This window comes from Chitinophaga pinensis DSM 2588 (assembly GCF_000024005.1).
In the GTDB taxonomy this organism is placed as follows: Bacteria; Bacteroidota; Bacteroidia; order Chitinophagales; family Chitinophagaceae; genus Chitinophaga; species Chitinophaga pinensis.
In genome coordinates this window covers 6,580,929-6,604,129 of record NC_013132.1, presented here as the reverse complement: position 1 = coordinate 6,604,129, position 23,201 = coordinate 6,580,929, and the positions used below count along the sequence as shown (strand labels likewise).

The window sequence follows — 23,201 nt, the reverse complement described above, 5'->3', positions numbered from 1 at the left end:
GACAAAACTGTGCCAGATGCTGTTTCGGACTGTTATTTATTGTTAACGGAAGGATGAAGGGGGACGTGGTCGTTTTGTTATCGGTCAGATGCCGTTTTAATATTTGTTATCCTACGTTCATCCTACGTTCATGAACGTAGGATGAACGTAGGATAACAAATACATAGTAAAGGACAAAAGGAGGAACAGCTGACTTCAGAACAGACTGAAAAACGTATTGAAAACAGGTCATCCCCTGCATGAAATACAGGATGTCTTTAAACGCTGTTTTTAGCCCCTTAACGGCCGAATTTCGGGCAGGATGATTGTCTCCTCTCTTCTTTGCTTCTTGCGTCTCTGCTGCTGCTTAAAAAGTCCCTGTAAGATAAGGTTAATTCGAATCCGCCTCGTCGCTGCGAAGCAACTGCCAGTTTATCTATATTCACATCATAGCTCATACCGACCATAAACTGCGACCATTGTAGTTGTACTACAGGAATGACTGCATCCCGCATGCGGTATAACATACCTAGTGTCAGCGTCTGCTGATCAAACTCATGACTGTACATGGCACCTGCCTGAATCGTGCTGATACCTATAGGCTTTAATCCACGGGTGAATTGTTTGAAATAGTCGGCATACAGTATAAAACGGTCTGTTTCGCTGGTGGGAGCAGAAAGTCCTGCATTTGCAGTGAATTTCCTGTTTAGGGTAATGATATTTCCCCGGAAGAAACTCACTTCGGGCATCGTAATATGATAAAGCCCGGCACCGATAAAATAATCGATATCATAGAGGTCGTCGCGGCGGTTTTTAAACACGCCATTATAACTCAGACCAATAGAGGCATCAAAATAACTAACGCTGGTGTTATTAATGACCTGCCGGGAAGCAGGCGCTATACTATAACTACCGTTGCTGCCGGCAATAAACTGATCATTGAACACCAGTTTGCTCTGATCAAAGCGTTGCTGCATAGAACCACCCATAAAGCCAAAGCTGAGATAGGAGTTCCGGTATTCACTCAGGGATACGCCGTACGTCAGCGAAGGCATAATCTGGGTAGTATTAAATTCAGAGGTCCCTGCCACATCTCTGAGTAGTTGTAGTCCGAAAGTGGCGTAACCATCCCGTACGAAGTTGACCGGTGTTTTGAATTCGCCACTGAGGCTGAAAGTACGGTAAGGAATCGTCACACTTTCCCATTGATTCCTGTAAGAAGCGGATACACGGATATTACCGGTGAATACCCCTGCAAGTCCGGGGTTACGTAATAATGGCTGGTCGTAGAACTGGGAAAATGCCACGTCCTGGCAAAAGCCTGTGGCAAAGGAAAGACAGCTTATCAGCAGCAGTGCACACGTTTTTAAATATCGTCTCATAGATAAGTTGTTTAGAATAATGTAACATTACCTTTAAAGGTGTACGGTACGCCGTTTTCGCAGACTACCTCTACGGTGTAGACATATACGCCTGTATCGGCCCTTTTACCGTTGATCAGTCCATCCCATCCGAAAGCAGGATCATTCGGGGCGAAATTGTTCCGCTCATACATGATCCTTCCCCAGCGGTTGAAAACCCTGAATGATTTGACCGCATTGATACCGGTAGCCCGTACAACCAGCCTTCTGTTCTCCGGTATATCTCCGCCAGGTGCAAATGCATTTGGAATGAATACCTGTGATTCCTGGCAGAATACTTTTATACAGATCTCATCTTTCGCTGCGCAACCATAAGCATTGGTTACTTCTACCTGGTAACAGATATCGTTTTTGATGGTGGCTACGGGTGCGCTGCAAAGCACATCCGTACATCTCAGGTTTTGTGCAGGCGTCCATTTGTATTGTGTGATCGGTAATACACCAGGATCGTCTGCATTGGTGATGGTGGTGGTAAGCGGCAGCAGGTGGCCTGTCGGCAGACTGACCGTATCCAGTGGCAGTATAACGACCGGATATGCACCTACCTGTATCAGGGTGTCGGCGGAAGCGCTGCAACCTGTTTCGGTAGAAGTAACGGTGATGGTATAGATCCCCGAGTTACTGATCTGTACATTGTTGATGGTTACATTAGCGTTGTTCAACGGCAAGCCGGTCCCGGGACCTTTCCATAGAAATGTCAGTGCACTGTTTCCCGGAATAGAACTATACGCCTGTAACACCAGGTCATCACCAACACATAAAGGCGAGCGTGTTGAAATCAAAGGTTGTGTTGGCCCCTGTGTCACCTTTACTTCGAATTCTGCCGGCAGGGAAATACAGTTATTCTGCATGGCATACACCGCGTAGGTACCGGCATCGCTGGTGCTGACGGACGGGAATGTCACTACCGTGTTGCTGCTGGTGTCAGAGAAAGGACCGAATGCTGGTCCGGCCCATACATATTCCACAGGCCCGTTTGCTTCGCTGGTAGCTGATAAAGCCGTCAGCGTCAGCGTGGCGCCTGCACATAACGGCGGATTGTATCCGGCTACCGGTTGGGCAGGAGGAGAGGGATCCCGCAGGATGAATACGTCCGGTATTTTCTGTGCAAGACAATTACCGGCTGTTTCGACATAGATCTGCGAATAGGTACCAGCCGTTAAAGGAACGCTGATGTTGCCATTGGCGTCTGTACGGGTGCTGAAACTATAAGGGATCTGGAACTTGTAATAGTGTACGATGACGTCCATATCCGGAACGGCTCCGTTGTTCAGGTCCAGTACATGCAGGGTGATCGTACCGGAAGGGATACCACACCTGATAGGATTGGTGGCCGTTGCACTGGTGATCTTCAGCGTAGGATGTACGACAGCAACAACAGGTGCTTTCGGACTTTCACAGCCTTCCCTGTTTGTCTGGCTCACAAAGAAGCGGTAAGTAGCGGCAGTTGCCGTTGTAATGAGCGGTGCGCTATTCAGCGGATTCAGATTGGTGTCATACCAGTTGATCGTATTACCCGGAGACGGCGTTACCTGTAAAGCAGTGGAAGGCGTACCCATACAGAAATGCGCAGTATCCGTAACGGGTGCTGCGGTGATTGGTTTGACTGTCAGCTGCAGATCATAGACCGCACCGGTACACGGTGATGGTGTCGGATTGACCGGTGTAACGCGTATGGTGAGCGTCTGACTGACATTACCTGTATTGGTATATGATAAATTGATAGCGGCATTCGCTCCATTGACTGAACCCGCACTGATACCTGCTACACCTGCCGGTAAAGCTCCCACAACGGACCAGTTATACGTCGTATTCGGTACCGTTGATCCTGGTCTGAAGGTGGCTGAACCACCAGCACAAATCGCCTGTGTGGTGACAGGGAAAGAGATCACTGGTTGCTCCGTAATACTGACACTGGCGGTGGTACTATATCCTGGACATGGCGGCGCTGCGGCGATCGCATATTGAACGGTGTAAGTCCCGGGTGTGCTCTGGGAAGGATCTATTGTCCCTGTGGCAGGATTGATGCTTAATCCTGTACCTGCACTGAACGTACCTCCCGATGTTCCAGAGAAGGTAACGGTCTGTGGCGTATTGGTGCTTCCGCAATAAGGCGAGCCGGCGTAACGGATAGTAGCGGTAGGCGTACTGTTGACAGTTACCGTAGCGGAGGTACTGAAAAGCGCACAACCACCTGTTCCTGTAATCGCATAGCTGATGGTATAGACACCAGGGGTAGCCCCCGCAGGGGTAATTGTACCGGTAGCCGGATTGATATTTAAACCGTTGGCTGGTGTGATAGTGAATGTACCGCCGGTATTACCGGTGACCAATGGTGTAACTGGTGGATTAGGCGTACCACCTGTTACATTACAGAGTACCGCCGGCTGATAGCTGATCGTGGCAACAGGTGCTCTCGTGATCGTTACCTGTGTGTTGGTACTGAAACCTGCACAAGGTGGAGACGGAGGTATGGTGTAGGTGACAGTATAGGTACCAGGTGTGCTGGTTCCCGGTGTAATGGCCCCTGTAGAGGTATTCAGACTTAACCCTGTAGTGGAAGAGAAACTACCCCCATTGGCGCCGGTTATTTGTACACTGGTCACGCCGTCAGATGAACAGATCGCCGGATAGGCGATCGTGGCAGCAGGCGTACTATTGACAGTGACGGTTGTGGTAGTTACATAGTCAGGACAGGGAGCCGTACCGGTAATAGTGTATCTTATCGTGTAAGTACCCGGATTTGCTCCTGCAGGTGTAATATCGCCATTGGCTGCATCTATCGTCAGGCCCACGCCAGGTACTGCAGAAAAGCGACCACCACCAGCGCCTGTGTGTGTTACGTGTACAACGGGATTCGGCGTAGCAGGTGTATTGGGTGCATTACAGAGTATCGCCGGACTATACGCAATACTGGCCGAAGGACTGGCTGTAACATTTACCACAATAGCGGCCCGCGGACTCTCCCCACAACCTGTCATCTGGCTCACATAATAAGTGGTGCTGCCTGGTGTGGCGGTAGAAGGAACCGGCGCTGTAGGTGAACCCGTACCTCCTGTAGCGGCAGTATACCATCGCAGATTGCTACCTCCGGCGCTAAGCGGCGTTGCAGACTGGCTCCGGCAATAATTGACCGGAGAGCTGACCGTTGGAGCGCCTGCCAGTTCGCTGACAATCACTTCAATCGCAGCCCTGGGACCTTCACAGCCATTGGTGGTCTGACTGACATACCAGGTTGTCGTACCGGCTGTCGTGGTTACAGGAGTAGGCGCTGTAGCTGTTCCCGTACCACCGGTCGCACTGGTGTACCATAAGAGACCACTACCGGAAGCTGTTAATGGTGTGGCCGCCTGATTACGGCACAACCCAAGGGGAGAATTGACAGCAGGTGCTGGCGGTCTTGCATTGACGATGACGGTGATTACTGCCCTCGGACTTTCGCAACGATTGGGCAGTGTCTGTGTAACGTAGTAGGTAAAGGTACCGGGTCTGTTGGTGGACGGTGTAGGTGCGGTCGTAGAACCGGTACCACCTGTCGCCAAATTATACCAGAGAAGATTGGTTCCTGTTGCTGTCAATTGTGTAGCAGGATCGTTCTGACAATAAGTAGCAGGACCGGCGGCTACTGTAGGTGGCGGAGAAAGATCCAGTACCACCAACTGTTTTATTTTAATATCATCGCCACAGGCACTGTTAGTCGCACTCAGTTCACGTTGTAGGTACCCGGACGTGCGTAAGTATGACAGGGCGGCGTTCTGTCGGTCGACGTTGTTCCGTCACCAAAATCCCATAAAAAGTTTGTATTCCTGTTACAGCTCGTTCCACCATAACCATCTTCCGTGAGGTTAGTAAAACAGACCGGCGTATTAATACAGAGTACCTGATCTGTACGGAAGTCGGCTACCGGCTTTTTCCGGATAATGATCTGGTCAAGGGTATAGGTAGTGGTAAAACAGCCATTGCTCACTTTTAAGGTGGCGGTAAAGTCCACCGCCGGACAGGAAGAAGTGGTATAGGTATGAGAGACAAGATGTGTAGTCAGTGTCGTATTGAGAGGGTGTTGTAAGATCAGGTGCGGACTGTTATCCCCGAAATCAAGTTCGTAGGTAGTTCCAGGTGTATTACCTGTCCAGTTACCGATCTGGAACTCGATAGGGGCGGGCACACAGAGGCCGGTTGTAGAAGTAGAGGTACTTAAACTGGCGAGTGGGTTCTTACCATTGTAGAACTGGTATTGTTTGGTTTGGGTACAGCCATTGGGAGGTGTGATACTGATACTGATCAGGAAATAACCCTGTGAGCCGTAATTATGACTGATCTCTGCCCCACTGGGCCAGTCGCGCTGCGTAAAGGCAGGAGAACCATCGCCCCAGTTGATCGTGTAATCACTGTTTGCCTGTGGTGTGGCAGACAGATTCTTTACCCGCAGCAGGTAGGTCTGACTGCCATCACAGTTGGAGAATTCAATATCTTTTGTACTGATATCCTGTAAGGCCGGACGCGGAGCAGGGCGGATGGTCAGGGTAGTATTAGCGTTAACAGTTCCTCCGGGCGTTGTCACTGATACCCCACCTGTCTGCGCACTATAGGAGACAACCGCCGTGATAGCAGTTCCTGTGCTATTAACAGTAAAACTGACGGCATTATCATTACCGAGTCTTACACCCGTTGCATTTTGAAAGTTGGCGCCGTTAATGGTGACGGTCTGTCCCTGGCAAATGTCAGCCGGCGTAAAATTACTGATAGTTGGCGCTGGTTGTGTCTGTGCAAAGGCATACTGTGAAACGAATAAAAAGACATTAAATAAAATAAATAAGTTTACGTTGTTGTGGGACAAACGAAAAACGGGGGCAAATAATCGCATATTAAGTTGTTACAGTTAGGGACCAACGAATAACAAACTAATATGCGATTATGTTCAGCTTTTAAGAGAAATACTTTATCAGGAAAAATGGATATGGTAAAGATTAACGTCTGTGTTTATTATGTTATATGTATTGCCGTATGATCTTTATTTTACGCAGAAGGATACTTAGTCCCCAGCTCAATATCAGCGTACCGGAGAAGGACAGCAGGAATTTCACTCCTGCGGGTGCGTCTAATGGCAGCAAAAGAAACTGTGTCCAGAGCACGAAAATATAGTGTACGAGATAGATCATATAAGCATTGGCTGTCAGGGAATCCATCCATGGACGTGTGTGATTGATCTTTGCCCTGAAGGTGGTCAGGAAAGCAATACAGCTCAGTGTGCAGGAAGATACATATACGGTAAAGTAGATCATCCAGGCAGCCAGTGGCGCTAACATTCCTTTTATCACCATATTGCGCAATGGCTCATAAATGCCATTGAGTGTGATCAGGGTATAGGCGATCAGTGCCAGTACACACCATACTTTCCAGTAACGGGTCAGTACTGCATCACGGGAGAAGAGCGACTGTTGGAAGTCCCCACTACCAGTGATTACACCGAGGATGAAGTAGGCAAAGTAGAGCAGGATGCGGTTTAATTGGAAATCGAATGGCCCTATGCCGGTCCAGGTACCTGCACCGATAGCGGCGGTTAATGGTACGTAGGTAATCCAGGTGATGCCGATGAATAATCCGAAAAACAGGAAAGGGCGATTGGCCAGTCGTTGAATGGCTTTGCCCCCGCGGATGTATGCGTTTTTAAACAACCACCAGCTGACGCCGAAGATAGTATTGAAGGCAAACAGGACCCAGATAAACCAGGGTGGACCTACCGGCCATTGTTCAGTGGTAAAGAAGTCTTTTATGTAGGCCGGAATGTTCAGCTCATGATGTGCCAGATAGTAGGCCGGGAAATAAGCCAATAACATGAGTACGCTTACGCCAAACAGAAAGGGCAGGAACAGGCGGAAGAAACGGTCTTTGAGGAAGGCAGCGGTGCCTTTCTTCGTAATACTTTTGGTGAGGAATAATCCGCCGATGAAAAACATCAGCGACATAAAAAAGATATCGTTGAAGTTTTCAAAGATATCCAGTCCTATCCATCTTTGGGCGTCTACAACCGGGTGAGTGGAATTGATGTAGGCATTCGCATCGAAAGAAGCGAAGGTGGTATAGGCGAGTGAGCAGTGATGGGCGACTACCAGCACCGTAATGGAGCTGCGGAGATAGTCGATCCAGTTGTCGCGATGGGTATTGTTGAGCATAAGGATGTTTCCGGGAGAGTAAAATACTGATTTTCCTGTTTACCAGGAGATAAAAAAGATGCTGTCGCCTTCGATGAAGTTGTCAATGAAGTTGTGCTGAAAATTGTCTACAAGTTCTTTGTAGTAGGAGGGATCATCATCATAGATGTAGCGCAGCGCGCTGATGACATCCTCTTTCCTGAAATATAGCGTATCATTCGTAAAGTGTTTAAAGAATTGAGAATTCATTCCGCTTCTTTGATAACCAGCATCTGTATGGTACAGCACTTTTCTCCTGATGTAGTTCATCGAATAACATCTCCGGGTGTAGGTAATGTTCGTTTTTATGAAGAAGCTGGTGTGCGTGTATGAATGCTGTACGGAATAAAAGTCTGAAGGGATCAGGTTGTATTGGTGCACTGATTTTTTCAGCTCCTGTTCTAAATGATCGGCCCCGCCAACAATAAACGCACTATCTGATGGAACAGGATGCTTTTGAGCATATGCATGTAGTTCCTTTTGATTTTTAAATATCAGCACGTCAAAGTATCCCTCCGGTTCTTTTACTTCTGCAATGAGGTGTTCATGCCTGCTGATCATTTCAGGACATGCGGCAAGCTGGTCCAGGAAAAAGTATTCCAGATCGGTATCGTATTTTTCAGTGATTTTGAAGTGGTGTATATCCAGGCCCATTTAAGCAACTGATCGTTATATTACATCAGCCGCCCAATATAGTCGTTTTTACCGGCGCGTAAAAACAAACCGGCGTAGGAAAGTCTCTTACGCCGGTTTAGATTTATTATATGGTATATATCATACAGTTGCAGGTTGCAGGATATTTGCGTCACTTTTATGTGCAGGATAATCGGTATAACCCATTGCGTTACCACCGAAGAATGTTGGTCTGTCGGGTGTATTGAGCGGCAGGTTATGTGCCAGTTTGTAAGGCAGATCCGGATTGGCGATGAAGGGACGGCCAAAGGCAATCAGGTCAGCCCATCCTTTCTCCAGTGCTTCTTCTGCACGTTCTTTTGTGTATTTACCGGCGTAGATCAGGGTACCACTGAATGCTTTTCTGTAGGCTTCCTTAAAGGCCACCGGCATCACAGGTGCATCGTCCCAGTCTGCTTCCGCGATATGGATATATGCAATACCAATCTCATTCAGGATCTTAGCGGCCTCGATATAGGTCACTTCCGGATTGTCATCCTGCGCCCCCATTAAAGTGGTCAGAGGCGCCTGACGAACACCTACGCGTTCTTTACCAATAGCGTCAGCAACAGCAGTGACTACTTCCGTCAGGAAGCGCAGACGGTTACCCAGACTACCGCCGTATTCATCCGTACGATGGTTCGTCTGCGAGTCTATGAACTGTTCTATAAGATAGCCGTTTGCACCATGCAGCTCTACACCGTCAAAACCAGCTGCGATGGCATTTTTAGCTGCCTGCGCGTAGTCTTTGACAATCTGTTTGATTTCAGGAATGGTCAGTGCTCTCGGCATAGAATGCTGTACCATCTCTGTATGCGATCCCTTGCCGGCATCTGCGCCATTACCAGTTGTATCGATGAATACTTTCACTCCTTCGGCCTGTATAGCAGAGGGAGATACCGGGGCGGCGCCGTTCTCCTGTAAAGAAGTATGTGAAACCCTGCCTACATGCCATAACTGGGCGAATATGCGTCCGCCGGCAGTATGTACGGCATCCGTCACTTTCTTCCAGCCTGCTATCTGTGCAGGGGAGTATATACCGGGCGTCCAGGCATAGCCCTGTCCCTGTTTGCTGATCTGTGTTCCTTCTGATATGATTAAGCCTGCAGCGGCCCGTTGACTGTAATATTGCGCCATAAGATCTGTAGCAACTTCACCTGCCGCTGCACGGGAACGTGTCATAGGCGGCATGACGATACGGTTTTTCAAACCGAGTTGCTGTAGCTGATATGAATCGAATAGCATAGCGTTATTAATTTAATAACGCAAATTTCCTACGATAGCAACTATAATCAAAATAAGTTAACTAGTAGCAGCTATTATTAGAATGATAGTTTATCCCGGTCTGATACGGAAAAGCGAACTCCCGATTTGAAATGACCACTTCACGGTGTAATTAGTCCACCTGCCGTACTCCGTCATTGCCAACGGGAACGGATGCATCTACTTTTGAACCATCAACGAAACAACAACAAACACAACACAATGGCAATTACAACACGGTTTACTACTATGGGCATGCTGGCTTTATCCGCATTACTGACATTTGGTTTTGCATCCTGCGATAAGGATGAAGATACAACGACGCCAACAGCTTCTTATGATCACCAACATGCGCCAACGCAGTTTGTGGCTGCAGGTGATACCAAATTTGCTTACCGTATACTGGGTAATAACGAAGGCGTACCGCTGGTGGTACTTGCTCCACTGGGTAGTACTATGGACGACTGGGATCCGGCTGTTACAGATGGCTTTGCGAAGAAATACAAAGTGATCTTATTTGATAATGCAGGTGTGGGCTCCTCAACAGGTAAGACGCCTTCCACGATAGCAGATATGGCGAAAGGCGCAGTCACCTTCATCAAAGCAATGGGTTATAGCAGGGTGAATCTGCTGGCCTTTTCAATGGGTTCGTTTGTGGCACAGCAGATCGCACTGACAGAACCGGCATTGATCAACAAGATGGTACTGACAGGTGTGGGGCCGAAAGGTAGCGAAGGCTTGTCTAAACTGCCTGAAATCATTGGCGGCGGCCAGGGACTGAGTGCAGAAGAGTCCTTTTTATACTTCGGTTTCACTAAATCTGAAGCCAGCCGTGCCGCGGGAAAACTGTCGTATGCAAGGATACAGCTCCGCCAGGTAGATCGTGACAAACCGCTCAGCGATGAAAGCAGTCTCGCCGAACTGACAGCTGTACTGGGTTGGGCACAACCTGCACCGGATGCACTCAAGGAACTGGAATCCGTGAAGATACCAGTACTGCTGATACAGGGTAAAGAAGACCTTCCAGTACCTGTCATCAATCCGACCAATATGGCACAACATCTGCCGAATGCACGCCTGATCGTATATGAAGACGCGGCACATGCTTCCTTATTCCAGCTGGCGGATAAGTTTGTAAAAGACGGAAGTGATTTCCTGGGAGAATAATAAAGAAGCTAGGGGTGACGTCCGAAAAGAGGGCGTAAGAAAGAGGTCGCTGCGTATGCAGGGACCTCTTTTAATTAGGAATTAGGAATTAGGAATTAAGAATTAAGAATTAAGATATAGAGGGTGGTATTGATCCTGATAGCCTTCGGTGCTTTAATATATCAATGGGGCTGATTGCTCATAATTCCTAATTCCTAATTCTTAATTTATTGTTTGTTGCGTTTATACCTGATCGCCGTAATGGAATGCGCCGGGAAGGTATAGCCGGAAAGGTTCCCCGAGAGCTTTTTCTCTGTGGATGTGACCACATTGTTCGCAGGATTTTCCAATGTATTCATCGCGTCGATCGCAGTTGCATTCAGTTCGTATATGGCAGCAGGCGTATACTTTTTACTGTCGATACTGCGGAGGTCTGCTTTAACTTCCTGTTCCGGATGACGGTTTACCGCAAAGATCACCAGACTGCCATCGCTGTCGTGCAGGGTGACGGCGACGTCTAAGGCTTTGGCATCTTTGGAGCCGGGCATTTTCAGGTCAGGTGTCACTACCTGTGTTTTCAGACTGACATTACCCGCGTGCTGGCGGTAGAACTGCATCGGGTAGTAGATGGTCTGGCAAACGGCCGCAGTTTTACTGGTCATAATCGGAGCCAGTACATTGACCGTTTGCGCCCAGGTGGCCATACCTACTACGGAAGCCTGTCTGAGCATGATGTTATAGAAGGTGGCGGTACCTAATGCATGGTCCCAGGTATAATATTCCTCCAGCTGGTACGCGCCGGCACCACCAGGTTCCCAGATACCCAGTTCGTCGATAGCGATCTTCACCGGATTCGCCCTGTGCGGGAAGCGGTACCATTTGCTGAAGTCGGTTACTTTCTCCGGCGTCAGCGTCCGGATCTGTCCTTTTAAAGTGAGGATCAGTTTTTCCATATGATCCACCTGGGGAAACAGCGACGCCGGTTTACTTTTATCAGAGCTGACATAGTGGTGCATAGAGATGTAATCGCATACTGCGCCCATTTCTTTCAGCACATATTCATTCCAGGTATCATCTGCGCCACACAGTATGAGTTTTGCGTCTTTATCCTGTAACTTGATGGCTTTGGTATACAACCATGCTTCCTTTACAAATTCTTTTACATCCTGTAAACGGCCAATATCAGGGCCGGCAGCTTCTTCATTACCTATTCCCCAATACTTTACCTTAAAAGGATCGGCATGACCGTTTTTACGGCGCAGATTCGCGTAATAGGTGTCCTGTGTGCCATTGCAATATTCCACCCAGTTGCCTGCCTCTTCCGCCGTGCCGGTACCCATATTGACTGCAAAATAGGCATCTGCCTGTAAGGTTCTGGCATAGGCAATGGCTTCATCTGTCCCGAAGCGATTATCTTCTACACCACCCCATATCAGGTTAGGACGACTGCGTCTTTCTGCCAGCGGACCCACACCATCCATCCAGTGATAGATCTTGGTAAAGGTACCTCCGGGATATCGCAGAATGCTGGGTTGAAGTCCACGGATCTTTTCCAGTACATCTTTGCGGATACCTTTGGCGTCAGAGAGTGGGGAGCCTTCCTCGAAGATCCCTCCGTTGATGGCTCTGCCAAGGTGTTCTATGAACTGGCCATAAATGCCATTGTCTATTGTACCTTCCGGATGTGTGAAGTCGATCTCAATACTGGCCTCTAAAGGAGCACCGCTAAGGACGGCACGGGTAGCCGCAAAAGCACTGCCTTTTAAAGCGAGACCTAATCCGCTCATGCCGATAAGGCCGATAAAATTTCTTCTTGTTACCTGCGCGTTCATGTAAATAATAGCTTTTGATGTTCTGTCCTCTAGGCTTTTACCTTTCTTTTCAACCAGGCTCTTACCGGTTCGTCGTAGTACTTCAGACTGAGATAGCCTACCAGTACAGATACAACGAAGGTCAGAATGCCATACAGTACTGCCAGTGGCATATCCGTTCCTTTATGTGCACTTACCCATCCGGTATAAACGTAAATAAACGGATAGTGGGTGATGTACAAAGGATAGGAAAGATCCGCCAGGAACTTACATATTTTAGATTCCCTGTTACTGTGAATCTGGCCGCTTGCGCCCAGATATACGATCAGCGGGAATACGAGAATGATGATAAAGGATTCATAGATACCATTCATCCACAGATGATCAGCGCCACCGATTCTTGGTATCGCTAAGGTAATCGTCAGTAACAGACCACACCACAGGAATGCATTGCTAATACGCGTAGGTGTGGTGGCTCTTGACAACAACAGCCCCGCAAAGAAAGGGAACATCAGGCGGGTAAAGCCAATGCCTAATTGTTCCGGTGTGACAGACCATCCACCGATAACATCGCCCGTAGGACCGAATACGGTGAGATAGATAAGCGCAATTGCGGAAAGGCCGACAAGTATAGAGAGTGCTGTTTTTGAGAATTTTCTGATACCGAGTGCATAGAGAATATTACCGACATATTCGAAGAACAGCGACCAGCCTGGTCCATCCAGCGGATGCATCTCCTGCCACCCCCTGATATCCCAGGAAACGGGGATCGGTATGAGGGTAAAACCAATGAGCATGATGACCAATAGTTTCCATACGGGTACGGTATGAATGGTGGGAAACAGTGGTGAATCCGACGCATAGAAGAAGATGGCGCCGATGATCATACCGACGATCACCATCGGCTGAAGGCGCTCCAGGCGGCGTCTGAAAAAGGTACCGATAGACATTTTCTGCCAGCGGTCATCATAAGCGTAACCAATGACATAACCGGAAAGCAGGAAGAAGAAATCAACGGCCAGGTAACCGTGATTGATCATCAGATCGAGGTGACTCGTGGAATGTGCTTCTAATACGTGGAAAATGACAACGATCAAGGCGGCTACTCCACGTAGCCCGTCCAGTACAAGATAATGTGGTTTGGTAGGGAGAGGATGTGTACTCATATAGCGCATAAGATAGAGAGAAAAATCCTGAAAAGGTAGTACCCTGTATTTCTGACACGAAAAATCCCGCTGCAGGGCAAAGATGCGCCGGCAGCAGGATTATATAGATTTATCTTGTAGGACCTTTTAGTACTTGCTGATCCACAGCGCACCATTCTTCGTGGGTAGCTTTTCCAGCTGCTGTTTGCGGTGTAAGTCTTCCAGCAGCATTTCGCTTTCTGGTATGCCCTGTCCGCTTAGTTCGGCAAACTCTCTGCTTGTGAGCGTACGGAAGGTACTGAATAGCGTTTCCCAGTCTGGTGAAACCGCCTTTTTCTCTGCGGTGGGTAACAGTTTGCGGATGCAGTCTTCAAACACCGCGTAAGATTTGGAGCCGTAGATCTTCTCCTGGTGGCCTTTGTTGTCAGTGACGAAGATGGTCGGGAATCCTCTTACACCATATTGGCGACTGATAGCCAGGTCTTCCTGGAAGCGTTGTACCCCAACGGCTTCAATGTCAGTTTTCAGGCGGGTGGTATCCAATCCGGTAGCTGATGCTGCCTGACTGAGGTGCTCCCATTTCGTGATATTCTTTTTCTCCAGGAAGACCATTTCCTTTATTCTCCGGAGGAAAAGCTGCGCTTTCTGTTCGTCCTGTAACTGGGCTGCTTTGAAGGCGATAGAAGGCGGATAGGAGGAGGACAAAGGATCTTCCAGCCATACGTCCCCGTCTATGGGCATCTGGTAGTAACGGCTGACTTCATCCCAATGATGTGCTACGTCGGAAGGTTTGCTGATACCGCCGCTGTTGTAGCTCCAGTCGGGGAGTAGGCCGCCCATACGGTATTCGATATCGATGTATTGTCCGTATTCCATTTTCAGCTTTCGCAGCTGGGGCTCAATTCCCCAACAGCTGGAACAGATAGGATCGGTAAAGTATATAAGTTTTACAGGTTTATCTTTGATTGCACTGGTAGTGAATGTGGCTTCGATATTGGTACCTGGCATTTCACAGATACCGTTCTCCGGATCGCATAAGAGCGGGTTGTTTGTTTTCATTTGCTGATTTTGAGCCTGACATGTCGAAAGGAAAAAAATGAAGCAGGTAGCCCACCATAACGTTTTCATTTTGTATGTTCGCATACTGCTGCTGATCATTTTTGTCATATTTTATTGCAAATTTGCCGGTAGAAAATTGCTTAAACAATAAGTCAGAAAAACATGACTACTAACAAGGAGATAAAATGCCAGCCGGAATGTGATGCGGAGAAGTTGCTGAAACTGTTGTCTGGTAAGTGGAAGCCGCAGATCTTCAGATTAGCGGTAGAGGGGCCTTTGCGTTTCAGTAATTTATTACGGCAGATCCCGGGTTCGAATAAGCAATCCTTGTCGGTCGCCCTGAATGAGCTGGTGGAAGAGCTGATGCTGGAGAAGCAGATCATTAAACAGAAACCCTTGCATATTGAATATTTGCTGACGGAGAAAGGGCGCTCGTTGCTGGGGGTATTCAGGGAGCTGGAAGTATTGTCAGATCCCGATAATAAAAAGGCTTCGTCCTGAGGGGCTCAGCATAATCATTTTAAATAATTGAAGAGTCTGTGTATTTGCACAGGCTCTTTTTGTTTGGTGCCGCTTATGGATTCTTATTTGCAGCAGTTATCCTAAATATTGCTTTATTATGGGACATTGTATGCATGCAGCGGTTAAGACTGCTGACGGAAAGTTTGACCTTCAGGAGGTGGACACACCGCACATTGCGCGACCTGATTGGGTAGTGGCCCGTGTGCGTGTGTCTGGTATCTGTGGTACTGATCTGCGACACTGGAAGAAAGCGGAAGCGCCACTCACCGGGAAAATTATGGGGCATGAACTGGCAGGAGAAATCGTAGAAATCGGCAGTAACGTAACCAACGTAAAGGTAGGCGACAGGGTAGTGATAGAGACACTGTTAGGTGATGAGACCTGTGACTGGTGCCGGGTGCAACAATATAATCTATGTCCTCACCTGTATGAGGTGCGCATGAAAACCTTATCACAGGCATTTGCACAGTATGTAGCGGGACCTTCTGCAAAGTTCTACCGCCTGCCCGATCATGTCAGTTTTGAAGAGGCTACTTTACTGGATACCTTCTCTGTCGGACTCCATGCGATGAATCTCAGTGGTATAAAGTTGAATGATAAGGTTGCTGTCATCGGTGCGGGACCTATAGGTTTGGGACAGCTGCAACTGGCTAAGCTGGCTGGTGCGGACGTTATCATAACTGATGTAGTTGATTCAGCGCTTGAGATGGCCGGAGAACTGGGCGCTGATGCAGTGGTAAATACGGATAAGGAAGATGGATATCAAAAAGTGATGGAATTTACGAAGGGCAGAGGAGTCGATATTGCTTTCGAATGTGCCGGCGGTCCTTCAATGCCGGTGACCTTACCACAGGCTGTATCTTTCAGCAGGATCGGCGGTAAGGTTGTCATAGTAGGCGGCTTTGATGCCGGCGTAACAAATATCGGCCTCGAGTGGCAACGGATACAGATGTCGGAGATACAGCTGATATCCAGTGCGAGCTATGCTTACCGGGATATTTATCCGGAGATGCAGATCTGCCTTGATTTGCTGGCGAAGGGACAAATGAATGCAAGGAAAATGATTACGCATAGTTTTCCACTATCTGAGATTAACAAGGCGTTTGAAGTAGCGGCAGACAAAACGAAAACACATGCAATATTTGTTGCGCTTACTATATAAGTTGTGCCAGATTATAAGCCGGCAATAGTGGGTACTAGCGCCGACAATACTGTACATGTTTGTCAGCAGTTCGTTTGCAGATAAAACATGTTTATGTTGTTTTAAAGTGGGAACGTATTTTGTCGTCTTGCCTTTATAATCTTATCTGTTGTATGTCAGGAGTTAAGTCAATATACTCGGTAAATGCTGTAGCGCAGTTCGCTGAAATTACAGAAGCCCCACTATATTATGCTGTCATTCATGAATTTGAATTTGCCGTACATATGCTTCGCAACGCGGTCTGGATTGTGGTGACCGGGCGTGATAAGGGTAAGATAATTTTCCGTACGGCATATGCACCAGATGGGTTGCAGCTCACACATAGTGAAAAAAAGGATGGAGGTATACGTTTGACGCTTACTGCTGATATCGGGGTATTTACTATTGCTGTGCTATTTCCGGAAGAAGGCAAACCCCTGCTGCATTATGTTGTGACGTTCAAAGCAGCACAGGACTGCCAGGTTCCATACTGGCCTAAAGATATTGTCATTCTTCCTGCAGAAGGCATGAAAGAACCGGAAGGTGAAGTGTATGCGAGTCAGATCGGAACGAGAACCGGACTTGTATATGCAGGTGTAAAAGCGCCCGCGGCCGGGTCATTTTTATACTTGCAGGACCTTAGTTCATTATCAGATTATTGTGAGCTCACGAAAACTTCAGCAGGAGGTACTGTCAGTGGTGAATGGCCGGAATTTGGTTTCGCATTGCCGCAAACGATGGCAGAAAAACCCTTGCCGGGAGGAAGAGCGCTTGTAATATCCGATGCCTGGGTGTCTTTCAGTAAATACTTGCCGGCAGATCAGTTTGATATTGCGAAACAATTCCTGTCTCATATAGGGTTAATTTATCTGTATCTGCCAAAGCCTGCACCAGAGTATCAGAATTACCCTGATATCTTGTCCCACACATTGCATGATATAGAAACCTGTGGCAAGTGCTGGACTGTGCACGATGGGTATTCTTATCTGAATGCCTATGTGGGGGATTTTGAAACACCACCGGAAATCATGGTTCAACTGGCCGTATTATTACCGGTGCTCGACTATGTACGGTGGAGTGGAGAGAAGGTCAAATTTGCGGAATTACTCCGTAATAATCTTGTCACTTTCTGGAATCCGGAATTGAAAACGATCGTGCGGTGGCTGCCTGCGTTGCAGAATAAACTGGACGGTTCGGAAGACCAGAAGAATCCGCGGGTCATGGACTCCTGGTATCTGTATCATCCCTTGCTAAATCTGTCACGTATGGCGTTGGATGGGGATCAGGAGGCAGCCACACTTTTTGTCGAGTCACTGGAATATGCAATGAAAGTTGCCCGTCATTTCAACTATCGATGGCCGGTGTTCTATAATATGCAAACACTGGAAGTGATCAGAGGAGAAACAGCGCCTGGTCAGGGAGGTGAAAAAGATGTTGCGGGTATTTATGCGCATGTCATGCTGCAGGCCTGGGAGCTGACGAAAGAACAGCAATATCTGGATGAAGCCAGGACGGCTGCGGCAACGCTCAGAGATATGGGATTTGACATGTTTTATCAGGCGAATAATACCGCATTTTCAGCGGGAGCGATGTTGCGCTTGTTCAAAGAGACCCGTGATGATCTGTATCTGAACCTGGCATACCTCTGTATCGCTAATCTTTTCAAAAATGTGGCACTCTGGGAATGTAAATATGGTTTTGGCAGGCACTTCCCTTCTTTTTTTGCATTATTCCCATTGAATGATGGTCCTTATACAGCTGTTTATGAAGAACATGAAGGGTTTGCAGCCATACATGATTTTCTGAAACATGCTGAGGGACTGGAGTTACTGCCTTGTATTCCTTTACTACTGGCAGAGTTTATCAAGTATGCTGTATCCCGGTCTGTCTATTATTATCCACCTATGTTGCCAGCTGAAATGATCAGTACAGAGACAAAAACCGGGCATGTGGACAGGAAATTATGGATTGCACTGGAAGATATCCATGACGGGTGGGAAGAGTCCGGAGAGGTTGGGCAGGAGGTCTATGGAGCAGGTCTGGCATTTGGTGTTCTTCCCAGGCATTGCATCCGGCTGAAGGGGCAGACATTCATGATCTTCATCGACTACCCGGTATCCGGACAGCGGCAGGAGGGCAATTCGCTCAGCTTCCGTGTGCTTGGGCACCAGCTGCTGACGTGTAACATGCATGTCATCAATACAGGAAATGATTCACCACCAGCGCTAAAAGTCAGCGCCGGGGATAAAAACATAGCGGCAGATAATGACGGAAAGTACGTTTTAAATGGTGATCAGCAGGTAATGATTACCTGGTAATAAAACCAATAACAATGACACACACAATGAATGAGAACAACAATCGTCCGGCGTCTGATATTCAGGGTAAATCTGTTATCATTACCGGTGGAACAACCGGTATCGGGAGAGCCACTGCTATTCTGATGGCATCCCGGGGCGCCAATGTACTCGTAGTCGGAGAAGATCCTGTTCACCTGAAAGACACGATTAGCAGTGTTAATCATGAAGAACTGGAAGGTAGTCTTACCGGACTGACGGCCGATCTGGCGACAGAATCGGGTATAGACAGCCTCTTTAGTACAGCCGACAAACAGTTTGATAAACTGGACATACTTATTAACAACGCAGCATTGGCCTGGCAAGGGGTGCAAAGCGGTCGGTATCAGGATTGGCAAAAGGTCATTAATACTAATCTTCTCGGGTACATCGCATGTACGCAGCAGGCATTGGAGCGTATGAAAAAGCACAAGGACGGGCATATTGTTAACGTCGGCTCCATGAGTGCAGATGTACGGGAAAAGGACAGTTCGGTGTATGTTGCTACCAAAGCCGGCGTACAGGGATTTTCGGAAAGTCTGCGTAAGGAGGTAAATGAACTCGGTATAAAGGTATCGCTTATCGAACCCGGCGCCGTTGGTACAGATATGCAGCCAGTGAGTGTACCTGATCAGCAGCAAAAAGAAGAAAAGCTCGAAATGCTGACTGCTGAAGATATCGCCGCTGCCGTTTTATATGTTGTTTCACAGCCTAAAAGATGCGATGTCGTTGACGTGAAGATCCGTCCACATCTGCAACTGATCTGATCAGCAACTATTGTTGCCTGATATTCCACTAGTATTTTTCTTGTTGACATTCTTACATGCATCCGGTTCCGGATGCGGGAGGTCATGTATTTTTTATTCGTTTAAAATAGTTGTATGAAAAAAATCAAGTTCTTTTTTTGGCTAGGATTAGTCGTTTCCGGCGGGTTCTTTAGTGCCTGTTCTGACGATGAAGATGAAATCGATAACCCGATAGTATCTGATCGGGATGAGAATTTTATGATGCAGGCTTCTTACGGTAACTGGGGAGAAGTCAGCATGGGCAAACTGGCAGACTCTCTATCTGCAGATGCCGGTGTGAAAATGTTTGGTCAGCACATGCAGGAAGATCATTCGAAGGCACAGGAAGATTTGCAGGCCGTTGCAAATGATTGGGGCGTTAACCTGCCGGACGGGCCAGACAGTGCGCATTTCCACCTCCGGCTCAATATGCAGACGATGTCTCCGCAGATGTTTGACACGGCTTACATCAAAGGGCAGATAAAAGATCACGAGAAAACGATTGCACTTTTTGAGGATGCAGCAGCTAACAGCAATCTTCAGAAGCTGAAGGATTATGCGAATGCACATCTGCCAACTATTAAAATGCACAAGGCCATGGCAGATACGATGGCACTCCGGCTAATCGCCCGTTAAAAAAGCCAGGCTTAGTCTGGGCGGCGAAAGCTGTCGGAAATGATACCAGTGAAGAGACTGGTTATCTAATATATTCAAAGAATGGAAGAAACAAATAAAAAGCGGTTGAAATACTAAGATTATTAGTATTTTAGCCGTTTTTGCTATCTTTGTAGCCTATGACACTTTTTGAGGATATCGACCTGTTTGACGAGGGGCAAAAGCGTTTTACTGATTTCCAGTTACCTGATACGGAATTAAAATTATGGGAGCGTTTTTTTGAGAAGAAGGCTTCTGATGAATATTTCAGTGTATTAAGAGAAACTACGCCCTGGCAGCAGCGTACCCGTAAGATGTATGATAAAACGCTGCCGGATCCCCGTCTGACTGCCTTTTACGGCGGGCAGAATGGTTATACCTGGACACCTGTATTGCTGGATATCAAGGCTGCAGTAGAGACTGCCTGCGGCATTACCTTTAATCGTGTATTATTGAACTATTACCGGGACGGGCAGGATTCTGTATCCTGGCACAGCGATCATCCTTCTTCCAGCGGGAAGCATTATGCGATAGCCTCTGTAACCTTCGGAGAGACGCGTTTGTTTAAGGTGCGGCATAAGGAACGAAAGGACATAGCGCCACTGGACATCCCTTTGACACATGGGAGTTTTCTGTTGATGGGTCCAACCATGCAGGAGCATTATGAGCATCATGTACCGAAGACCTCCAGGAATATCGGGGCGCGGATCAACCTTACATTCCGCGTATCGGATACGGAAGTGAATACCAGTTATGGGTTATTCAGGGAGGATTGAGTGCTCATTTTATTTAACTTTTGCCGTACTTCTCCTGGTAGGCACGGGGAGTCATTGCCACATACCTTTTGAATATTTTTCTGAAGTAGTCAGTATCCTCGTACCCACATTTTGAGGCAATCTGTTCGATACCTTCATTTTTTCCTTCCAGCATTTTCTTGGCAGCTTCCACCCGTACACGCTGTATGTATTCAAGCGGTGTATTGGTTGTCGCCTGTTCGAATCTCCGGATGAAATTACGTTCGCTCATATTACAGTGCCGGGCCAGTTGATCGATTGTTATCGGCCGACCAAAATTCTTTTCGATATGCTGCTGTGCCTTAGAGATAGTTTCATCTGCGTGGGTGTGCTGGAACTGAAAGATGGAAAAGGCGCTTTGTGGCTGCTCATGCACGTTGATCATGAGTATTTTTGATGCGATGACAGCTTCTTCATGTCCGCAGAATTTTTCAATCAGATAAATCATAAAGCTGGTAAAGCTGAAGGCGCCTCCGCAGGAGTAGAGGCGGCCCTGGTCAACAATGACCTTATCATCCTGGACTTCTATTTCAGGATGATGGCTCCTGAATTTATCTGCAAAGAGCCAGTTGGTAGTCGCTTTTTTACCACTGAGCAAACCGGTAGCGGCAAGCAGGAATGCGCCTACACATATACTGGCCAGTTCAGCGCCCTGCAGGTATTGCCGTTGCAGCCATTTAATCAGCAATTGTTCTCTGGCGACGACCAGTTCGATCTTTTCAAAACGCATGGCCGGGATGATGATCAGGTCATATACTTCTTTCGCGGCGAGTGTTTTTGATTGCAACGCTGCCGGTGCACCTGCATATAATTTTCCATCAACAGGTGTGATAAAATCAATCTGAATAGCTGTTTTTAGCGGTATACCGGTAAGAACAGGATACATACGGGCCATGCCACTCCATATATCTGCCGGACCTGTTACACAGGTGGGAACGGCGTCAGGGTAGTTTAAAACAGCGATGCGCATACCTTCTTATTTCGTAAGTACAAGTTACGTCCAATCAGGTGAATAAGTATATGGGACTGGCAGGATTGTCCTGCTTAATTGGCATTTTTGCCACGCGTATGCAGCACTTATTCTGGCTAGTTTTGATAAAGTTTAATCCTTAAATCAAAGCAAATGAAAACACCCGATTATCAGCACTCCGTGAAGATAGCTGCTGCTCCGCAGGATGTATTTACGGCCATTACACAACGGATCCCTGAGTGGTGGTCTGAGGCTTTTGAAGGCGCTGCAAAGGAGCTGAATGATGTATTTATTGTAAGGTTTGGTCCTTCCTTCTTTCAGATGAAGATTGCAGCCCTTGTGAAAGATCAGCAGGTAGAATGGTATTGTATGGACACACATCAGCAGGCGCCTCCGGGTACCAGACCTGTAGATAATCCTAAAGAATGGGTAGGTACAAAGGTTATCTGGAACATTACCGGCGGGGGAACGGAGACGACATTAACCCTGATACATGAGGGATTGACGCCGGCATTTGAATGCTGGGCAATCTGTGAACAGGGGTGGAATCAGACGGTTAATAGTCTGCAGCAATTACTGGACAAGGGTAAAGGCTTGCCATTTGCCTGTCTGAGCGGGGAGTTTCTTGAACAGGCCAGGGTGCAACAAGCCATGGAGCAACAGGAGAATGCCTGATACTTTATTATGAAAAATAGTTGAATTCCGGGATATGAACAGCCTGCTGTGCAGTTTAGTTTTGTTGTATTGGAAAACACATAAAACTGTACATATGTTTGTAAAAATGACAACTTCCTTATTCGCGCTGGCAGCTGCTTGTACAATGGCAGCCTGCAATTCGTCCATGGATGTAGCCTCCTACAATAATGAGCTGATCACTGTGATCAATGACAATGAAAAGCAGATGGCCGGCATGAACGAGGCAATGAATTCAAAGGATTATACCCGTGCAGAGCAGGCAAGAAGCACCTGGTCGGCAACACTGGATAAGCAGATAAAGAAAGTGGAAGACCTGGGCAGCTATAAAGGCGATGATGTATTGCAGAAAGGTGTACTGAATGGTCTCCGGACTTACAAAAAGGTCGTGACGGATGATTACAGGGAATTGATCACCATCCGTAAGGCAGGTATAGCTGACGAGGCAACGGCGGCCAAAGAAGAAAAAGCACTGAATCATATCAATAGTGCGTTCGAACAAGCTGCAGAAGAGGTCAACAAGGCTTCTGATGCTTTTGAGAAGAAATACGCGAAATAAGGGGCATAAGACCGGTTAACC

General features: G+C 47.5%; 19 protein-coding genes. 9 read left to right on the top strand and 10 right to left on the bottom strand.

What is annotated here, in order from left to right:
• Positions 1-278: 278 nt before the first annotated feature.
• From CPIN_RS25880 to CPIN_RS25855, 6 genes are all read right to left on the bottom strand, one after another.
• Positions 279-1,361 carry a PorP/SprF family type IX secretion system membrane protein gene (locus CPIN_RS25880; protein ID WP_012792823.1) on the bottom strand — a complete coding sequence of 361 codons (1,083 nt, stop codon included), beginning with the start codon at positions 1,359-1,361 and terminating at the stop codon, positions 279-281.
• An 11-nt stretch (positions 1,362-1,372) separates the two neighbouring features.
• Positions 1,373-5,056: an Ig-like domain-containing protein gene (locus CPIN_RS25875; RefSeq protein ID WP_245552146.1), complete on the bottom strand. Its 3,684-nt coding sequence runs from the start codon at positions 5,054-5,056 to the stop codon at positions 1,373-1,375.
• A 47-nt stretch (positions 5,057-5,103) separates the two neighbouring features.
• On the bottom strand, positions 5,104-6,264 hold the full coding sequence (locus CPIN_RS25870; protein WP_012792821.1) for a PKD domain-containing protein: 1,161 nt from the start codon (positions 6,262-6,264) through the stop codon (positions 5,104-5,106).
• A gap of 124 nt (positions 6,265-6,388) precedes the next feature.
• Complete coding sequence (locus CPIN_RS25865; protein WP_012792820.1) at positions 6,389-7,573, bottom strand: acyltransferase family protein; 1,185 nt, start codon at positions 7,571-7,573, stop codon at positions 6,389-6,391.
• Positions 7,574-7,612: 39 nt separating this feature from the next.
• Entirely contained in the window at positions 7,613-8,245 is a 633-nt protein-coding gene (locus CPIN_RS25860) for a hypothetical protein (RefSeq protein WP_012792819.1), read from the bottom strand.
• Positions 8,246-8,365: 120 nt separating this feature from the next.
• Positions 8,366-9,508 (bottom strand): alkene reductase, encoded by a 1,143-nt coding sequence (locus CPIN_RS25855; protein ID WP_012792818.1) that lies wholly within the window; start codon positions 9,506-9,508, stop codon positions 8,366-8,368.
• A 240-nt stretch (positions 9,509-9,748) separates the two neighbouring features.
• Here CPIN_RS25855 and CPIN_RS25850 point away from each other — a divergent pair, with 240 nt between their 5' ends.
• Positions 9,749-10,693 carry an alpha/beta fold hydrolase gene (locus CPIN_RS25850; RefSeq protein ID WP_012792817.1) on the top strand — a complete coding sequence of 315 codons (945 nt, stop codon included), beginning with the start codon at positions 9,749-9,751 and terminating at the stop codon, positions 10,691-10,693.
• A 206-nt stretch (positions 10,694-10,899) separates the two neighbouring features.
• Here the strand turns inward: CPIN_RS25850 and CPIN_RS25845 are convergent, their stop codons facing one another.
• The 3 genes from CPIN_RS25845 to CPIN_RS25835 all read right to left on the bottom strand — a co-directional run bounded on the left by CPIN_RS25845 (position 10,900) and on the right by CPIN_RS25835 (position 14,687).
• Complete coding sequence (locus CPIN_RS25845) at positions 10,900-12,504, bottom strand: alpha-N-arabinofuranosidase (RefSeq protein ID WP_012792816.1); 1,605 nt, start codon at positions 12,502-12,504, stop codon at positions 10,900-10,902.
• A 29-nt stretch (positions 12,505-12,533) separates the two neighbouring features.
• Entirely contained in the window at positions 12,534-13,649 is a 1,116-nt protein-coding gene (locus CPIN_RS25840) for an acyltransferase family protein (RefSeq protein ID WP_044222497.1), read from the bottom strand.
• Positions 13,650-13,775: 126 nt separating this feature from the next.
• On the bottom strand, positions 13,776-14,687 hold the full coding sequence (locus CPIN_RS25835; protein WP_044219719.1) for a ClpXP adapter SpxH family protein: 912 nt from the start codon (positions 14,685-14,687) through the stop codon (positions 13,776-13,778).
• Positions 14,688-14,849: 162 nt separating this feature from the next.
• On the opposite strand from CPIN_RS25835, the gene CPIN_RS25830 reads away from it, so the two are divergent.
• From CPIN_RS25830 to CPIN_RS25805, 6 genes are all read left to right on the top strand, one after another.
• The gene (locus tag CPIN_RS25830; protein WP_012792813.1) at positions 14,850-15,188 is read left to right on the top strand and encodes a winged helix-turn-helix transcriptional regulator; all 339 of its coding nucleotides are present in this window, start codon (positions 14,850-14,852) and stop codon (positions 15,186-15,188) included.
• A gap of 118 nt (positions 15,189-15,306) precedes the next feature.
• Positions 15,307-16,371 carry a zinc-dependent alcohol dehydrogenase gene (locus CPIN_RS25825; protein ID WP_012792812.1) on the top strand — a complete coding sequence of 355 codons (1,065 nt, stop codon included), beginning with the start codon at positions 15,307-15,309 and terminating at the stop codon, positions 16,369-16,371.
• A gap of 152 nt (positions 16,372-16,523) precedes the next feature.
• Positions 16,524-18,707, top strand: coding sequence for a hypothetical protein (locus tag CPIN_RS25820; protein WP_012792811.1), 2,184 nt, complete (start codon positions 16,524-16,526; stop codon positions 18,705-18,707).
• 14 nt (positions 18,708-18,721) lie between these two features.
• A complete protein-coding gene (locus CPIN_RS25815) occupies positions 18,722-19,492 on the top strand; it encodes an SDR family oxidoreductase (RefSeq protein WP_012792810.1) in 771 nt (256 codons plus the stop codon).
• Positions 19,493-19,606: 114 nt separating this feature from the next.
• Positions 19,607-20,146: a DUF4142 domain-containing protein gene (locus CPIN_RS25810; protein ID WP_012792809.1), complete on the top strand. Its 540-nt coding sequence runs from the start codon at positions 19,607-19,609 to the stop codon at positions 20,144-20,146.
• Between the two features lie 158 nt (positions 20,147-20,304).
• Complete coding sequence (locus CPIN_RS25805) at positions 20,305-20,940, top strand: alpha-ketoglutarate-dependent dioxygenase AlkB family protein (RefSeq protein WP_012792808.1); 636 nt, start codon at positions 20,305-20,307, stop codon at positions 20,938-20,940.
• 13 nt (positions 20,941-20,953) lie between these two features.
• Here the strand turns inward: CPIN_RS25805 and CPIN_RS25800 are convergent, their stop codons facing one another.
• Positions 20,954-21,928 (bottom strand): GlxA family transcriptional regulator, encoded by a 975-nt coding sequence (locus tag CPIN_RS25800; protein ID WP_012792807.1) that lies wholly within the window; start codon positions 21,926-21,928, stop codon positions 20,954-20,956.
• A 153-nt stretch (positions 21,929-22,081) separates the two neighbouring features.
• Between CPIN_RS25800 and CPIN_RS37030 the strand changes: the two genes are divergently transcribed.
• Positions 22,082-22,603: an SRPBCC family protein gene (locus CPIN_RS37030; RefSeq protein WP_012792806.1), complete on the top strand. Its 522-nt coding sequence runs from the start codon at positions 22,082-22,084 to the stop codon at positions 22,601-22,603.
• Between the two features lie 94 nt (positions 22,604-22,697).
• Positions 22,698-23,180, top strand: a complete 483-nt coding sequence (locus tag CPIN_RS25790) for an LIC11966 family surface protein (RefSeq protein WP_012792805.1) — start codon at positions 22,698-22,700, stop codon at positions 23,178-23,180.
• Positions 23,181-23,201: the final 21 nt, after the last annotated feature.

Excerpts from the sequence above, each read along its gene's own strand:
- CPIN_RS25880 (WP_012792823.1), bottom strand. The coding sequence starts at position 1,361 with ATGAGACGATATTTAAAAACGTGTGCACTGCTGCTGATAAGCTGTCTT.
- CPIN_RS25870 (WP_012792821.1), bottom strand. The coding sequence starts at position 6,264 with ATGCGATTATTTGCCCCCGTTTTTCGTTTGTCCCACAACAACGTAAAC.
- CPIN_RS25865 (WP_012792820.1), bottom strand. The coding sequence starts at position 7,573 with ATGCTCAACAATACCCATCGCGACAACTGGATCGACTATCTCCGCAGC.
- CPIN_RS25860 (WP_012792819.1), bottom strand. The coding sequence starts at position 8,245 with ATGGGCCTGGATATACACCACTTCAAAATCACTGAAAAATACGATACC.
- CPIN_RS25855 (WP_012792818.1), bottom strand. The coding sequence starts at position 9,508 with ATGCTATTCGATTCATATCAGCTACAGCAACTCGGTTTGAAAAACCGT.
- CPIN_RS25850 (WP_012792817.1), top strand. The coding sequence starts at position 9,749 with ATGGCAATTACAACACGGTTTACTACTATGGGCATGCTGGCTTTATCC.
- CPIN_RS25845 (WP_012792816.1), bottom strand. The coding sequence starts at position 12,504 with ATGAACGCGCAGGTAACAAGAAGAAATTTTATCGGCCTTATCGGCATG.
- CPIN_RS25840 (WP_044222497.1), bottom strand. The coding sequence starts at position 13,649 with ATGAGTACACATCCTCTCCCTACCAAACCACATTATCTTGTACTGGAC.
- CPIN_RS25835 (WP_044219719.1), bottom strand. The coding sequence starts at position 14,687 with ATGAAAACAAACAACCCGCTCTTATGCGATCCGGAGAACGGTATCTGT.
- CPIN_RS25830 (WP_012792813.1), top strand. The coding sequence starts at position 14,850 with ATGACTACTAACAAGGAGATAAAATGCCAGCCGGAATGTGATGCGGAG.
- CPIN_RS25825 (WP_012792812.1), top strand. The coding sequence starts at position 15,307 with ATGGGACATTGTATGCATGCAGCGGTTAAGACTGCTGACGGAAAGTTT.
- CPIN_RS25820 (WP_012792811.1), top strand. The coding sequence starts at position 16,524 with ATGTCAGGAGTTAAGTCAATATACTCGGTAAATGCTGTAGCGCAGTTC.
- CPIN_RS25815 (WP_012792810.1), top strand. The coding sequence starts at position 18,722 with ATGACACACACAATGAATGAGAACAACAATCGTCCGGCGTCTGATATT.
- CPIN_RS25810 (WP_012792809.1), top strand. The coding sequence starts at position 19,607 with ATGAAAAAAATCAAGTTCTTTTTTTGGCTAGGATTAGTCGTTTCCGGC.
- CPIN_RS25805 (WP_012792808.1), top strand. The coding sequence starts at position 20,305 with ATGACACTTTTTGAGGATATCGACCTGTTTGACGAGGGGCAAAAGCGT.
- CPIN_RS25800 (WP_012792807.1), bottom strand. The coding sequence starts at position 21,928 with ATGCGCATCGCTGTTTTAAACTACCCTGACGCCGTTCCCACCTGTGTA.
- CPIN_RS37030 (WP_012792806.1), top strand. The coding sequence starts at position 22,082 with ATGAAAACACCCGATTATCAGCACTCCGTGAAGATAGCTGCTGCTCCG.
- CPIN_RS25790 (WP_012792805.1), top strand. The coding sequence starts at position 22,698 with ATGTTTGTAAAAATGACAACTTCCTTATTCGCGCTGGCAGCTGCTTGT.